A 15,906-nucleotide genomic window follows, 5' to 3' on the forward strand; every position below is an offset into this window, starting at 1 on the left:
ACCAAACACTTACTTTATTTATCCAAATTTTGTCGTTTTTTTGCGAGTTCTTTGTATATTTGTGTCCAAATATTGACAATTCAAAAAGAAGACAATAGATAAGAGAAAAGTTTTATGGATAATAAATCTGTTATACTTCCTAAATGGATTGATAAAATTATCTTTGATGATTTTGAGGCTGTCTATGAACCATGCCCTATGGAGGTGGTTTATAATCCAGATCAACCATACGAATTTGTAAAATTATACCTAGGAACATATTTTCCTAGAAGTTTTGCGGAAGCTTATAGTATTATATCCTCTCTAATGACAAATGATAAATATAAACAATCATTGTATAATTTGCAGGAAATAAACGTGTTAGATTTTTGCTGCGGAACAGGTGGTGAAATTGTAGGCTTACTTGTTGCTTTAAGCGACAATCTTCCCAATTTAAAACGAGTAAATATAAATGCGTACGATGCAAATCCGGATGCAATATTATTTTTATATCATCTTACGGAGTTGATGGAAAAAGCACCAGAATTCAGACTTGAAATCCATATTAATCCTCAATGTATTTATATTGAATCTGAACTGGAAATACAGGATGTTATAAATATGTCAAATGTGCAGTATCATTTTATAATGTCGTTTAAGGCAATAAATGAGTTTGTACAACGTGGAACTTTTAATAAAAGTAATCCGTATGAATTGATAGTTTCGTATTTTTCTCCATTGCTTAAAGCCAATGGAGTCTTTATCATTTCTGATGTAACAACAAAAGTAGATAATGGTTTGTATTATCCACAAATGATGAATAGTGGAATAAATAGATTTTTAAAGAACTCACAGCAATATAAAAGTATCGTGCCAAATGCATGTTACCACCTCGAGAACCAATGTTCCGGTTGTTATATGTAAGATATTTTTCATGTATTCCACAGGGGAAAAAATAGTGATAGAAGTAAAATCGCATACAGAATAATTTGTAATAAATCATTTGCTCAGGAAGTAATGGCTGGATATACTCTAAAAACATGTCGTGCAATAAATCCGTTAGCAGATAAAAATATACCTTATGATTTATGGCACTAGATAATCTTACACCAGACAAAGACCAGCAGATAATCATCAATATGTCTGCAGAACGAACCGCAATAGTTAAGGGAATTGCAGGTTCTGGAAAATCGTTGACTCTTCTAAAGAAGGCCAAACAAGTTTCGACGCTAACTAGTTCCTATGCAATTATAGTTTATACAAAATCACTAAAACAATTTTTTGTTGACGAATTAGCTGAAATTGGACAAAACGAAGGCCATGTATATTATTTTGAAGAATGGAAACGTTCTTCAAAACCGCAATTCACATATATGTTCATAGATGAGTGCCAGGACTTTAATGCTGATGAAATTGCAGATTTTAAGGCTCATGGAAAATACTGCTGGTTTTTTGGAGATTCTAATCAATCAATAATGGAATTCCCAAACCATCCAGTCCAAAGTGTAGAGGAAACAGCTAAACAATTAGGAATTCATCCACAAGATTTGTGTATTAACCATCGTCTCACAATCGAAAATGCAAAGGTTGGTGAACATATACGTCCCGCATCTCGTTTGTCATTTGCATGTATCAAACATGGTCCAAAGCCACGTTTAATACAAACCACATCGCAACTTGATAAAATTATAGAATACGTTAATAATGGTTTAATAGATGTGGGTATTCTTGTGTATTATAACGATCAAGTTACTATGATTCGGGACTATTTTGTGTCAAAAGGCATACCTGTTCAATGGAAAACACACGATTATATGGATATAGATTTCAAATCAACAAGTCCTAAAATAATTACTTGGCACTGTGCTAAGGGATTACAATTTAATGATGTATTTATTCCATGCTGTGGGCTTAATGAATTCAGGAACTATGTTTACTGGAATATAGAACCAATGACTGAAAAAGAGTCAGCATTATATGTAGCAACAACACGTCCGTTGGAAAATCTTTATCTTTTATATACTGATAATCTAGCACCCAGATTGCCAGCACCTGATTCCCATATCTATGCAGGGAATGAGACTGATGCCAATGGACCATTCTAAATATATACTTTATGAAATTCTATATACCGACATCAAGTTTAAATATGGACAATCTACTTCAGTCTGAATGTATTTTGCCTATATCACATTATGTTCAACGGCTAAGTGGGTATAAATTATATGAACAAATAGAGGAACTTCGGCCTTTTAACGCTATCGTATTATTTAAATATCCAGTTCAATTTACTATTAACGACGTTGGACGCTATAACTATCCAGTGCTTATTGAGTTTGAAGATGATGTACAAACTCAAGATTTTTATGAAAACGAAATACAAGATGGTGTTTGTATTTGTTCTCATACTCTGAATCTGACTCCTACAAATTGCTGTTTCTATTTTTTCTCTGAGCAAGCATATAAAATTACTTTAGTAAATACCCGAAGTAATAAATCCATCAAATACTATAATAATTATTCTATAGTCCCAAATGCCAATAAGTTTAAAACAAGACCACTTCCGAAACTTACGTCTATTTCACATTATGAAGTAGGAGTATTTGAAGATGGAATTATTGATAAACAAAAGGGCGTATTATATGCATATCTCTTAGGAGAGCAGAAATCTGTTAATCATGATTTAGCGGTACAATTAAGGCTTACTCAAGATATATACAACATATTAACCAGTCTTATTTCTACTCCTTCATCTATAACTGTTTTTGGTGAGAAATTATCTTTTTTGTTAGATGAATATAAGAAAATTGATTTAACAGAGAGGAATAGTACAGAACAATTTGAAGTTAACTTGAAGAATGAATTGGGAAACAGATTTTATTTCCTTAAAGGATGTTTAATAGGATTTCTCAAGAATATAAATTGTTGGGATTATATATTCACCTCTTTATGCAAAAAATGGGGATGTTATTTTCTCCCCCAAGTTCCGGAGCTACATACTAAAGATGATTATTTAAGGCTTCGATCTGACATAGAAAAGAGAACAGCATATGCAGTTGATGTCTTACAAAAAAGTCTACCCCCATCTACTTTGAATGATATTTCAATGAATGGAAATACTATTTCAATTTCTAATGCTCCATTAGTTAATGCCGTTATCGATTATGTAATAAAAAATAAACAAACAGTAGAAAAGTTATATGCTAATCGCCTTGGTTTTTATATGGGAGTGATGGAGACCATTGTACCTATATTAAAGGGACAAATAGGTGAAATCAATTGGAAGAAGTCTAAAGAACGAGCATACATAAATGATTTACATGCATTTATTAACGATCCGGCCATCCATTTTGAAATAAATAGAATTGATAACATTGAACTCAAATCTATAGCTGCATTTATATTAAAAGGCCAAAGTTACAATGATTGTATGGCTTTGTGCAAAATGGCAGAATTTGAAAATTATCGTTATATTCTTTCCTTGTGGGGTAGCTTATGTGGTTATATGGAAATGAATAAGGAGGCATTATCCGATATTCTCAACATGTCAACATATTCACTCGTATATAAAAAATTATATGGGAAAAACATGGGAATCTTGTCTCATGATATTGCCAATTCAGAATCTTTTATTAATTGCAGCTCAGAAGAAATTGAAAAACGATCTTGTAAGTTTTCAAAGGAAGAATTATCTTTTATTCTAAAATCAGTAAACTTCAAGGAAGTCACTCAATTGGTAAATAAATTAGAATCGTTTTTATCCGTTTCATCAAAACCTATAAACGAGTGTTTTGAAGATGCTATTAATGAAACGCTATCGAAGAGAGCTAAGAAACAAAAAGAGTTAGCTTGGTTGTCCTTAAAAATCTATCAATCTGTAGATAATTATGATGCATTTTGCACAATATTAGAAAAGAACAACTTGTCTAAAACTGTACAAAAAAATATTTTGAGACATTTTGGTCATAACGAAGAGAAGAAAGGCAAAATCAAAATAAAGAAACAGGATACTCCTTTGTTATTTCCCGAAATGAATAAAGCAACTTCTATAACCCAAAGCATATCAAATCGTTTGCCTAACATTCCGTCCTTTGTAGGATTAGATAAGAATGTATTAAGACGTCTCGAACAAAATTGGTCATTTACAGCATCAAAATATCCTAGCAACAAAGAAGAGCACATTCGTTTCTTTATAAATCTTTGCAAGAAAGAAGGCTTTTCAGGAAATGCAAAAGGACCAACGTCCTTAACATATGTGTTTACACAGGAAATGGCATCTAAAGTTGAAAAAGAATTATTAATATACTATGATATTAGATAAAATTACAATAAAGAATGACTCTGGTATGATTGTAGAAGCAACAGCTCCTGTTATTATTTCAGCAAGTCGTTCTACAGACATACCAGCTTTTTATGCCAAATGGTTTTTCAACCGTTTGACAAAAGGTTATTGTGTATGGTACAATCCGTTCAATCAACAGCCAATGTACATTTCTTTTAAGAATTGTAAGGTTATTGTTTTTTGGACAAAGAACCCCAAACCGATATTGCCATATTTGCACAAACTTGATGAACGTAGAATTCATTATTATTTTCAATTTACTCTTAACGATTATATAAATGAAGGATTTGAGCCAAATGTCCCGTCTATTGAAGAAAGAATCGAAACATTTAAGCAATTATCTCAAATGATAGGTAAAGAGAGAGTGATATGGAGATTTGATCCACTTATAATCACTTCATCTATAAGCCCAAGAGAGTTGCTTAAAAGAATATGGAATGTCGGCAATAAACTGAAAGGATATACTGACAAGTTGGTTTTCAGCTTTATAGATGTAAAAGCATATCGAAAAGTTCAAAATAATCTCGTAAAAGAAACAATGTTCTTTACGAAAGAGGATGTTGAAAATGCAGAAGCAAACCATGCTCAGCGAATAGAAATTGTTGAAGGTCTTCAGAAAATTCGATCCATTTGGAAAGAACAAGGATGGAATGTTGAAATGGCAACTTGTGCAGAAGATATAGATTTAGAGTCTTATGGCATAGAACATAATCGTTGTATTGACGGAGAACTTATGAAACGCATATTCTCTGACGATAAAGAATTAGTTTATTATCTTCATACATTGAAATGGCCGGAAAGAGATATGTTTGGAGAACTTCCGCCAATCCCCCAGAATACGAAAAATGTTAAAGATTCCGGACAACGCAAGGTTTGCGGATGTATGGTGAGTAAAGATATTGGAATGTATAATACTTGTCGTCATTTCTGTGTATATTGTTATGCCAACACAAGTAAAAAAATGGTAATGGACAATATGAGAAAGCATTCTGATGAAAGTGAAAGTATTATTGAATAAGTGTGTCAGTGTAATCCAAAATGCATAAATAGATCAATGTTAGAACTTGAACTACAACAATATCTACATCGTGAATATCCGCAAGAAAATACTTATTGCGAGTGGAAGGAATTTAAGAATTTGAAGAACTCATTCTGCGGGGACGAGAAAGATGATGTCATTTCGTATGTGTCTGTCATTGCCAATATGGAAGGTGGACACTTGGTGATTGGTGTACACGATAAAACATTGAAGATTGTCGGAACGGACACATACAATTATGATAAGCAAAAAGCAATACTGCGACTGACAGAAAGATGCGTAAATCTTTCAACAGAAGGCTTGGATATAGATGAGTTCATCACAGATGATACCAATCGTAAAGTATGGGTTATCCATATTCCTAAACATCTACCTAAGCGCCCTGTGTTTGCGCATAATAAGGCATGGCAGCGAATTGAGGATTCTCTCGTAGAAATGACTACTGAACGCATGAGTGCAATTCTTGATGAACCTATTTTCAGCGAAACGGATTGGTCCGCACAAATCGTACCTGATGCTACGATTGATGACCTTGATGAAGTTGCCATAGCTAAAGCTCGTATGATGTTCAAGAAAGTACATAGCCGAATACCTGAAGCCGAAGTAAATGCATGGACTGTGGAAACATTCTTGAGCAAATGTGGCATAATGAAGAACGGAGGAATTACTCGTGCCGCAATAATCCTTCTTGGTAAATATGAAGCTGCTTTCAAGTTACGTCCGGCTGTTGCACAAGTGACTTGGACAAGGCGGGATGAAAAGCAGGATGTAGTGGATTACGAACACTTCACCGTGCCATTTATATTAACCGTAGATGAGATTTTATCAAAGATTGAAAATCTGACAATGCGTGAAATGCCAGGAGGTACACTCTTCCCTGACACTATGAAGCAATACGATGACTATACCATCCGCGAAGCACTTCATAATTGTATTGCACATCAAGACTACACGATGCAGCAGCGAATCAATTTCGTGGAAAATCCGACATACCTCTATTACTCCAATGCAGGGAGTTTTATTCCTGGCACGTTGGAGAATGCTTTAACGAATGAGGAACCTCAAGCATATTTTCGCAATGAATGTCTTTGCAGGGCAATGGTTGATTTCAACATGATAGATACAGTAAGTAGGGGCATAAAGAAGATGTTCAATGAACAATGGCGTCGCCATTTTCCAATGCCTGATTATGAAATTGACGCTAAAAACAGAAAAGTATCGGTACGCATTTATGGCAATGAGATAAATGAACAATATACCAACTTGCTCAAAACAGACAACTCATTGACCTTGTGGGATTGCATATCATTAGATGCCATCCAAAAGGGCAGAACCATTCATGAGGACATTGCGCATGATTTATTGAACAGAGGGCTCATTGAGGGCGAAGCCCCCAATTATACAATCTCTTTAGGGATTGCTAAAGCTACTCGTCAACTGCAAGGTTACACCAAGCAGAAAGGACTTGATAAGGAAAAAATCAAACAGATGATTTTGCAGTATCTTAAGAATGCTGGTACAGATGGAGCCAAGCGTGATAGCATTTATGAGTACGTCAAAGACGTAATGCCGCAAGTCAAGACAAACGAACAGCAATTGAGACTATTAGGGGATATACTTAGTGCGTTAAGTGCCGATAAACTTATTTATGCAAAAGGGCGGATATGGTTCTTAAAAGAATAGTCATAACGGAAGATTATGACGGTTTATCCCAATTATAGCGGAATTTATAACGGATTTCGTCATATTATAGCGGATAATGAAATCCGATTAACTCATGTCAAATTCGTAAATTGAAGAAGTATGTTATTAGGAGAAAGAATAAAAGAGTTAAGAGAGCAACACGGAGTACTGCAAAGACAATTAGCAGCCTTGCTTGAAATAGATACTCCGATGTTCAGCAAAATAGAGCGCGGTGACAGACGTGCCAAACGAACACAAGTAATACAATTGGCTGAATATTTCAAGGTAGATAAGAATGAACTTCTCACTCTGTGGTTAGCAGACAAAGTATTAGATGCGGTAGAGGATGAAGATGAATTAAAACACGATGCGATAGAGGTCGCACAAAAAAGAATAGGCTAATACTTACAATTGTCGGGAACTATATGGTATCATAATAATCTAATTTCCGACATTATTATTTGATACTCAAATTACTAAATTGCAATATTCGGTTCAAGCGTGAAACTTGAGTTGTTTATTTCGGCCTCCGCCGTAGGTTATTATCCGGCTTTCGGGGAATATGACGAGTATCATGATTGCCGGGGAATGGATTTTTTGGCCCGGTTGTGTGGGGCGTGGGAGGAGGAAGCGTCCGCATGCTCATCGGATGTGAGGCTTGTCATTACCCGTTTTGGTGTCGTATTGTCTGAGGATGGAGGGGCCTTGAAAGAGATGCTTCGTTTGCAACGCTTCTCACGGGTAAGTGTCGTGATCGGTAACGGGCAACAGCGTTTTCCATGGATCAGCCTGTTTGATCTATGCCGCTCTTTTGGGTATATCATACGGAATAGGCAGATGAGGGGTGTGGTAAATTTGGTTTCTCCAGACCTTATCACCCAAAAGCAGTTGGCTCATACGTTAGCGAGAGCGGATAAGATCCGTAGGATCATCCCTTTGCCTGAGTTCTTTTTTCGGCTGAAGTTTGGCGAGGGAGCGTCGTTCGTGACAAAAGGGCAAACCGTCCATCCCTCTAAATTACAGGAATCTGGGTTTACATACATTTATCCAACAATAGAGAAACTTATGAATATAACAGATCATCATACCGTACCGGAACTGGATGTTAAACGGTATATGGGGCGATGGTATGAAATCGCCCGTTATGAGAATCATTTTGAGAGAGGCATGACGGATGTGACGGCCACGTATACGTTGCTTCCGGACGGAAAGATCCGTGTGGAGAACGAAGGATATAAAGGCGGCGTTCACAAGAAAGCCACCGGTCGTGCGAAACAACCGGACCCTAAAAATAATCCCGGAAAATTGAAAGTGGCTTTCTTCTTATGGTTCTATGCGGATTATTATATCTTAGAACTTGATGCGGATTATCAATATGCGGTGATAGGAAGCAGCACGGATAAATACCTCTGGATCTTGAGCCGTGAGAGGAACTTACCGGAGGCGGTTCGGGAAGATTTACTGGGGAAGATAACGGAACGTGGGTATGATATCTCTAAATTGATTTCATGAGCTGATGTATAAAGGGGTAAAGCCGTAGTGATTACGCCTTTGCCCCTTTTATTACTCATATTGGAAAACAATCTTAACAGAGGCGATCTGAGAGAGTTCCTTTTGCTCACATGATAGGCTTTACGATTTCAATTTTAAGGCCAAGCGCATCAATAATACGGAAAAATAAACCAACTCCCGGTTCTATGATTCCTTTTTCAATTCTTGATATATAGGTCTTATTAGTTCCTACTTTTTCGGCCAACTCGGATTGTGTCATTTTCTCTTGCTTCCGTGCGTCACTAATAATTTGCCCCACACAATAAGAGTATGCTTCTTTGCGAAACTCCTCTCTTTCTGGTGAGCCAACCTTGCCGTATAATTTATCTAATACAGCGTCCATACTCCCGATCTTAGGATTTGCTTGCATAATATTCATTTTTTTTCCATAGTGCAAATATAAATTAAGTTTACATATATAACAACTTTAGATGGACTTTTCTTTTATGTTTTCAGTTGCTTCCCATCGGAAAAGGCATTTCCTACCTTTTCGCCCACTCTCAAATAGTCGTTGTTGAATGGATCAAAGATGATGGGAGCGGCTTTAGCTACATTCACCTTGCCGTTCTCATCAAGTACACGCTCGTCAACACTGACATTTACGATCTCGCCACGGAGTATGCAAGTATCCGGATCGTAATCTTTTAATTTACATTCGATAGCCACGGCCAATTCGTCGATCAACGGAGCATCTACGAAGTCTGATTTTGTAGCGTGAAATCCTGCTTTGGCAAACTTGTCGGTAACTTTATTGCCCGACACGATACCTACATAATCACAAGCTACGACATGATCGGCATCTGCCATGCTTACCGTGAAAGCTCCACGCTTCAGGATATTCTTAACTGTCTTGTGACCGGCGCTAAGACACATGCTGATCTCATTCATCTCACTGATACCGCCCCAAGCGGCGTTCATCGCGTCGGGAGTTCCATCTTCTCCATACGTGGCGATAATAAATACGGGTTGCGGATAGCTCAAAGGCTTCGCTCCAAAATTCTTTCTCATAATCATTTATTTTTTAGTCCAATTCTTGATATCTTCTTCTGTCACTCCGTTCATCAACTTCCCTTTTTGCCAGTTCACATCCGGATAGGCTTTCCGCAATTCACTCTCTGCGTTCGAGATATTGCTACTGCCCGATGTGGCGAATGGGATAACGGTTTTACCCGAGAGATCGTATTTCTCCAAAAAGGTGTTGATGAGTCTTGGGGCTTGATTCCACCAGATGGGAAATCCTAGGTAAACGGTGTCATACTCCGTTAGGTTCTTCAAATCATCGATAATGGCCGGTCGTGATGTAGGATCGTCCATCTCTACGCTGCTGCGTGAGGATTTATCCCGCCAGTTCAGATCGGCGGAGGTATAGCTTTTCTCAGGTTGGATCTTGTGAAGATCACCACTGACAATAGACGCGACTTGTTGGGCCGCTTTTTCAGTATTTCCCGTTGCCGAGAAGTAAGCCACTAAAACTTTTGTCCCTTCGGCAGCCTTTTGCGCATAAGAGGCGATACATACCATTGAGACCATGACCATGAATAATACGATTCGTTTCATACTTCTTGAATTTTTGTTGTTTTTATATGCATTACGAGAATGCTATGTATTTATGGCGATAAAGATAGGAGAGAAAAATGAAACAGTTTGTACCCAAATTACTGATATATCTGATATTTTTGGCGATACGATCCTTATCTTTGTAAGGCGATTAACTAAAAGAAGAAAATATCATGCTTGCGTACACTTATATTGAACAAGGGAAATTTGAATTGCGGGAGAAACCGATACCGGAAATAAAGGATTCACGGGACGCTATCGTACGAGTGACTTTGGGTAGCATTTGTTCTAGCGATCTTCATATTAAACACGGTAGCGTACCACGTGCGGTACCCGGAATAACCGTTGGGCATGAGATGGTTGGTGTAGTGGAAAAGGTGGGTGCCGATGTTACTGCAGTCAAGCCGGGTGACAGGGTGACCGTGAATGTCGAGACCTTTTGCGGAGAGTGTTTCTTCTGCCGGCGTGGATATGTCAATAATTGTACCGATCCCAATGGCGGTTGGGCGTTGGGCTGTCGTATCGATGGGGGGCAGGCGGAGTATGTCCGGGTTCCTTATGCGGATCGAGGCTTGAATCATATCCCAGATACGGTCAGTGATGAGCAGGCTTTGCTGGTCGGTGATGTGTTAGCGACAGGTTTTTGGGCCGCTCGTATCTCGGAGATTACAGAGGATGATACGGTTCTTATCATTGGCGCCGGTCCTACGGGGATCTGTACTTTGTTGTGCGTGTTGTTGAAGAAGCCACGACGTATTATTGTTTGCGAGAAGTCTCCGGAAAGGGCCCGGTTCGTTCGCCAGCGTTATCCGGAAGTCTTGGTGACAGATCCCGAAAACTGTAAGGAATTTGTTCTTCGTAACAGCGATCATGGCGGTGCGGATGTCGTATTGGAGGTCGCGGGGAGTGAGGATACCTTCCGCTTGGCATGGGATTGTGCCCGTCCGAACGCCATTGTCACCATCGTAGCCCTCTATGATAAACCTCAGCTTCTTCCTTTGCCAGACATGTATGGCAAGAACTTGACGTTCAAGACTGGTGGGGTGGATGGCTGCGATTGCGCCGAGATTCTTAACCTAATAGAAGAAGGTAAGATAGACACGACGCCTCTTATTACCCATAAGTTTCCATTGAACGAGATTGAGGAGGCTTACCGTATCTTCGAAAACAGGTTGGATGGGGTTATAAAGGTGGCGATTGAGGGGAATCTCATCAAACCTGTCTTTGTTTTGCCGCATACACCTTGATTCTCTCCTCGCAACATTGTCGTGCGATATCCCGGAGTAGCTCTACTTTGGGGATAAGCGCCTCGATATCTTCTTTAGTGACGCGGAAGTGTAAATTATAACGAGCCTGAACGTATGCGTCCTGCAGCAAATCGAAAAGTCGTTTTTCTTCTTCCGTATCCCGGGGAAAGGCTTCGGATGACTCTAGGGAATGCGTTTTGGCTCTGCCGGATAACGTTATTAGGCTATGCTCTTTGGGACTATACAATGTAAAAGTCAAGATTATGCTGTTGTAATAATTCTCACAAGCTTGATGCAAATGAAAAGAACATATTTTATATCTCTCGTCGTTTTTGTCATACATTGCATTTCGTAAAAAATCATTCGCACGTTCAAACCTGTCGTTGTAATACTCCTCCGCCAACTCTTTTATCTCCCGATAGTTCAGTTTACGACGGCGGGCCAACTTATAACGGCCGCTGTTGTAAAGCATGATACCTTCTCGCTTGATATCGGTATAGAAATATCGGTTTTTATCGATGGCTTTATTCAAGTCGTCGATGCTTTCGTCTATAAATTGTACGGTGGTGGATGCGTATCTGTTCTTCCCTTTGTAGTAATTATCGGTGGCCTTGCTCAAGATGTGATTGATAATATATCTTTGGAAACGGGTACTGGTAACTACCAAAATATCATAATCGCTCATAAAACAGGTGCGGATACCGTATTCGATGCGTTGGTCGTAGTCAACGTATGTATTCCGGGCATAACTTCCGTAGAGAATGATCATCTCACAATCGGGAAGTACTTCCAGTACGCACTCTACAATTCTTCTGAGGTCATCCCGTTTCTGTTCGGGAAGGTAATTGATGGATGTTTTCATTCTTCGTTTATCTATGCAAATTGTTTGTAATCACTTTTTACTTGCCATTATGAATTAAAAATAGCCAGTCCCTTTATCGTCAACAGATACTTTTGTCGAGGATGTTTGGGGCTATCCGGGTAGAGAGGGGTAACAAGGCCGCTTTGAATAGCAGGTGTCAAATAGTTGGCAACAAAAGTGGGACGATGCTTTAATTCTATCTTCTCCATTATCACTTTCAATGAACATTGTTCTATTCCGATAGCCTTTACGATAGCAAAAAGCGGTACGCCGAGCTGTTCGGCTAGCTTGTTCGGTGCTTGTTCGGTGCTTGTTCGGTACTTGTTCGGTCGACTTGTTCGGTTGGCTGTTGTGGGGTATTGATGATGAATGTTACCCTCACTACCACGGATGTATGATGCGAAATCTATGTCCATATGTATCCAATCATGATTATAAACAGGCAATAAAGATATAAAATATCCTGCTATGTGATAGTGAAAAGATGAAGAAGTTGTATTGGCTCGTTCTTTTACGTATTATGAGTTTCCTGTAACATTGAATTTATAAAAACATCTACAATATCTACCACTCTGTTGTGTACTCTCTGTAAATAAGAATATTACCTATAGGTTGTAGATCTCCAAACATCTACAATTATTATTCAATATCTACCATTTATTATTGATTTTCATACAATTTTCTTTTCGCATGAAGGAAAAAAGTGTTATATTTGAAGAATACTGAAAATCTAAAAGATATGATAGAAAAACTCGATTACGCTATGGTGCCGACAGGCTTTGTACATTGTTTTAACGGAAATTGTAAGAACGCCAACCGCTGTTTGCGGCATCAAATCATCCGTTTTATCCCCGATACGCTTTGGGCGGTGAGTGTCGTGAATCCCGCACGTACCAGTCCTACCGGAAAGTGTGCGGCTTTCATGGCGGATACTCCCGTGCAATACGCTGTCGGCATGGATCACCTATTAGACCAGATACCTTATCTGGAGGCGAAACGCATCAAGCAACGTCTGTTGATGACATACGGTAAGAATAGGTTTTATCAGTTTAAGCGCAAGGAAAGAACCTTCTCGCCCGAAGACCAACAGTATATCCGTCAGGTCTTTCGGGCGTACGGAGTAGAGGATGAACCAGTCTTTGATGCTTGGCAGAGTGGCTACCGATGGACGAAGGGATAAGAGCTGATAAGAGTTTCCCTTAGGAGAACAAAGAGTTTCTCTTAGAGGAAACAAAAGTTTCTTTAGGAAGAAACAAAAGTTTTATTAGGGGAAAACTTTTGTTTTTCTATAGAAAAAACTGTAAGCATAAGTTATTCAACTTCTTAAATAATATATTAGACATGAAAATAACCAAGCAAACAGCCTATCGACATACCGTCGCGCAACGGGCGATGCGTATGGAGGAGATCGTGGCATGGGTAAAGGATGAGCGGACGAGGGATAAGCTTGCGCTCTTTCGAGAGAAATTAAGGCGGGCTTATCCCGACAAACGGTATCCGTTTACCCGGAAATTACCTCAGTTGCTCTTTGCCGGAACTTTTCGAAAAGGCGAGTTGAAGGAGTATAATGGCTGGATTTTGCTGGAGATCAATCGATTGAAGAGCATAGAAGAGGCTTTGTCCTTGAAACAAAAAATAGTGGAATATCCGCAGACACTGTTCGCTATGATCGGCTCTAGCGGACGGAGCGTGAAGTTCGTGGTGGCTTATACCTATCCCGACGGGTCGCTTCCCCGTTCGTGTACGGATGCCGAGGTTTTTCATGCGCACGCTTACCGACATGCGCTCAAGACGTATGAGCCTCGCCTTTCTTATCCCATCGAGCTGAAACGTCCGGTGCTGGAGATGGGTTGCCGCCTCAGTTATGATGCCGATGTGTATTACAATCCGGACGCTCTTTCCATTCATCTGGAGCAGCCTGTGGCTATGCCCGACGAAAGCGCCTACCAGGAACGGTTCGAAAAACGGGTGCCGGTACCGGTAGAGAGTGCAGGGCAGACGCTTTATGACCAATACCGTTACGTTGCCATCCAATATGAATTCGCTTTGCAGCGGGCTTTGGAGGAACATGGAAGTTTGAGCATAAAGGTGGACTTCAAACCTTTGTTGGTCACTCTTGGAAGACTTTGTTTCGCGGCGGGGGTAGAAGAGGAGGATTGTGTGAAGTGGACGATGCTCTATCTGGGGAATCTGATCTCGGAAGTGGAGATCCGGGAGACCTTGAGGCAGTCTTACCGCTTAGCTTCCGATTCTGATTTTGGCAGTACGTCCCTTTACAAGCCGGAGCAGCCACAGAGCTTGAAAATGGAGGAGTTTATGAACCGTCGTTACGATTTCCGGTACAATCTGATGTCCGGCGGACCGGAATATCGGGAGAAAAACACGTTCTGTTTTGACTATCGCCCCGTGACGGATCGTGTACTGAACAGTATCGCCCTAAATGCCCAGAAAGAAGGATTGCAGCTATGGGACAGGGATGTACGGCGTTTTGTCTTTTCAGATCGCATCCCGGACTATGCGCCTATCGAGGACTATTTGACCCGCTTGCCCGTGTGGGATGGCAAGGATCGCATCCGTCCGCTGGCCGCACGCATCCCTTGCGACAACGTACGGTGGGAACAGTTGTTTTACACTTGGTTCCTGTCGATGGTAGCGCACTGGCAGGGACGTGACAAACAGCATGGCAACAGCCTTTCCCCGCTCTTGGTGGGCGGGCAGGGGTGCGGAAAGTCCACGTTCTGCTTCAACCTGTTGCCACCGGACTTGAATAAGTATTACACGGACAGCATCGATTTCAGCAAGAAGCGGGATGCCGAGCTGTATCTTACCCGTTTCGGATTGATCAATATTGATGAGTTCGACCAAGTGAGCGCGAGGCATCAAGGCTTCTTGAAGCATCTGTTGCAGAAGCCGGTCGTAAATGTGCGCAAGCCTCATGCCACGCAGGAGGAATCGGTGAAACGTTATGCTTCCTTTATCGCTACGAGCAACCATACGGATTTGCTGGGCGATCCTTCCGGCAGCCGCCGTTTCATTTGTATCGAGGTGAAAGGGATGATAGACAATGCCCAGCCTATCGATTATCTCCAGCTCTATGCGCAAGCGGTTGCCGCCTTGAATAATAACGAGCGTTATTGGCTGACGCATGAGGAAGAGGTTTCGCAGATGCAAGCGAACGAGGCGTTTCAACAACGTCCTTTGTTTGAGGATCTGTTTTTTCAATATTATCGTCCCGCTTCGCATAAGGAGGAAGGTTTGAAGATCTCTGCCGGAGAGATCTACCTATCGCTGCAAAAAAAGAGCGGCGTAAAACTTCCGATGAGCAATGTCTCCGTCTTTGGTCGTTTCTTGAAAAAGATAGGGCTTAAGACGCAGTTAGCGAGTAGGGGACGGTTGTATTTAGTGGTCGAAAAGTAGTAAATGATGGTAGATGTAAGTTGTTGGTGGTAGATGTTTTTATTATCTACCACCATTAGATAAGTGATTTATCCCACTTCTGGATCTTCCCAAACACCTGTTTTGTTCATTCGATAGCTTCTCTCTATCTTTTGGGAAGAGTCTGCCTCCAGCGCATAGAGTATTTCACGACAGAACTCCAGAGTGGCAAATCCGTTGGCGGTTACAATGTTTCCGGCTCTGACAGCCA

At 40.1% G+C, this 15,906-nt stretch carries 15 protein-coding genes and 1 pseudogene; 10 read left to right on the forward strand and 6 right to left on the reverse strand.

Features of this window, described 5'->3' with window-relative positions; all coding sequences use genetic code 11:
* Positions 1 to 114: 114 nt before the first annotated feature.
* From QVP94_RS03495 to QVP94_RS03525, 7 genes are all read left to right on the forward strand, one after another.
* Positions 115 to 903, forward strand: coding sequence for a hypothetical protein (locus QVP94_RS03495; RefSeq protein ID WP_022191980.1), 789 nt, complete (start codon positions 115 to 117; stop codon positions 901 to 903).
* 164 nt (positions 904 to 1,067) lie between these two features.
* Positions 1,068 to 2,084: a 3'-5' exonuclease gene (locus tag QVP94_RS03500; protein WP_022191981.1), complete on the forward strand. Its 1,017-nt coding sequence runs from the start codon at positions 1,068 to 1,070 to the stop codon at positions 2,082 to 2,084.
* 11 nt (positions 2,085 to 2,095) lie between these two features.
* Entirely contained in the window at positions 2,096 to 4,300 is a 2,205-nt protein-coding gene (locus QVP94_RS03505; RefSeq protein ID WP_022191982.1) for a hypothetical protein, read from the forward strand.
* Positions 4,287 to 5,339 carry a DUF1848 domain-containing protein gene (locus tag QVP94_RS03510; protein ID WP_015532749.1) on the forward strand — a complete coding sequence of 351 codons (1,053 nt, stop codon included), beginning with the start codon at positions 4,287 to 4,289 and terminating at the stop codon, positions 5,337 to 5,339. The genes QVP94_RS03505 and QVP94_RS03510 overlap by 14 nt, the downstream gene beginning before the upstream one ends.
* A gap of 36 nt (positions 5,340 to 5,375) precedes the next feature.
* Positions 5,376 to 7,043, forward strand: coding sequence for an RNA/DNA-binding domain-containing protein (locus QVP94_RS03515; RefSeq protein WP_015532750.1), 1,668 nt, complete (start codon positions 5,376 to 5,378; stop codon positions 7,041 to 7,043).
* 120 nt (positions 7,044 to 7,163) lie between these two features.
* Positions 7,164 to 7,445, forward strand: a complete 282-nt coding sequence (locus QVP94_RS03520) for a helix-turn-helix domain-containing protein (RefSeq protein WP_015532751.1) — start codon at positions 7,164 to 7,166, stop codon at positions 7,443 to 7,445.
* Between the two features lie 99 nt (positions 7,446 to 7,544).
* Positions 7,545 to 8,555 carry a DUF1731 domain-containing protein gene (locus tag QVP94_RS03525; RefSeq protein ID WP_288213168.1) on the forward strand — a complete coding sequence of 337 codons (1,011 nt, stop codon included), beginning with the start codon at positions 7,545 to 7,547 and terminating at the stop codon, positions 8,553 to 8,555.
* 106 nt (positions 8,556 to 8,661) lie between these two features.
* On the opposite strand, the gene QVP94_RS03530 is transcribed toward QVP94_RS03525, so the two are convergent.
* The 3 genes from QVP94_RS03530 to QVP94_RS03540 all read right to left on the reverse strand — a co-directional run bounded on the left by QVP94_RS03530 (position 8,662) and on the right by QVP94_RS03540 (position 10,151).
* Complete coding sequence (locus QVP94_RS03530; protein WP_005864275.1) at positions 8,662 to 8,964, reverse strand: helix-turn-helix domain-containing protein; 303 nt, start codon at positions 8,962 to 8,964, stop codon at positions 8,662 to 8,664.
* Positions 8,965 to 9,038: 74 nt separating this feature from the next.
* On the reverse strand, positions 9,039 to 9,602 hold the full coding sequence (locus QVP94_RS03535; protein WP_022191985.1) for a flavin reductase family protein: 564 nt from the start codon (positions 9,600 to 9,602) through the stop codon (positions 9,039 to 9,041).
* Between the two features lie 6 nt (positions 9,603 to 9,608).
* Complete coding sequence (locus tag QVP94_RS03540; protein WP_022191986.1) at positions 9,609 to 10,151, reverse strand: flavodoxin; 543 nt, start codon at positions 10,149 to 10,151, stop codon at positions 9,609 to 9,611.
* 173 nt (positions 10,152 to 10,324) lie between these two features.
* Between QVP94_RS03540 and QVP94_RS03545 the strand changes: the two genes are divergently transcribed.
* Entirely contained in the window at positions 10,325 to 11,398 is a 1,074-nt protein-coding gene (locus tag QVP94_RS03545; RefSeq protein WP_022191987.1) for an alcohol dehydrogenase, read from the forward strand.
* Here the strand turns inward: QVP94_RS03545 and QVP94_RS03550 are convergent.
* Both QVP94_RS03550 and QVP94_RS03555 read right to left on the reverse strand, forming a co-directional pair.
* Positions 11,364 to 12,260 (reverse strand): HEPN domain-containing protein, encoded by an 897-nt coding sequence (locus QVP94_RS03550; protein WP_022191988.1) that lies wholly within the window; start codon positions 12,258 to 12,260, stop codon positions 11,364 to 11,366. The two genes, QVP94_RS03545 and QVP94_RS03550, sit on opposite strands and share 35 nt — an antisense overlap.
* A 47-nt stretch (positions 12,261 to 12,307) precedes the next feature.
* A complete protein-coding gene (locus QVP94_RS03555) occupies positions 12,308 to 12,676 on the reverse strand; it encodes a Fic family protein (RefSeq protein WP_253282689.1) in 369 nt (122 codons plus the stop codon).
* Between the two features lie 323 nt (positions 12,677 to 12,999).
* On the opposite strand from QVP94_RS03555, the gene QVP94_RS03560 reads away from it, so the two are divergent.
* Together QVP94_RS03560 and QVP94_RS03565 are read left to right on the forward strand one after the other, a co-directional pair.
* A complete protein-coding gene (locus tag QVP94_RS03560) occupies positions 13,000 to 13,440 on the forward strand; it encodes a DUF6078 family protein (protein ID WP_022191989.1) in 441 nt (146 codons plus the stop codon).
* A 161-nt stretch (positions 13,441 to 13,601) separates the two neighbouring features.
* The gene (locus tag QVP94_RS03565) at positions 13,602 to 15,677 is read left to right on the forward strand and encodes a BT4734/BF3469 family protein (RefSeq protein WP_022191990.1); all 2,076 of its coding nucleotides are present in this window, start codon (positions 13,602 to 13,604) and stop codon (positions 15,675 to 15,677) included.
* A 68-nt stretch (positions 15,678 to 15,745) separates the two neighbouring features.
* On the opposite strand, the pseudogene QVP94_RS03570 reads toward QVP94_RS03565, so the two are convergent.
* Positions 15,746 to 15,906, reverse strand: a pseudogene (locus QVP94_RS03570) (glutamine amidotransferase); the annotation flags it as partial.

The organism is Parabacteroides sp. CAG:2, assembly GCF_000436315.1.
Taxonomy (GTDB): Bacteria; Bacteroidota; Bacteroidia; order Bacteroidales; family Tannerellaceae; genus Parabacteroides; species Parabacteroides distasonis.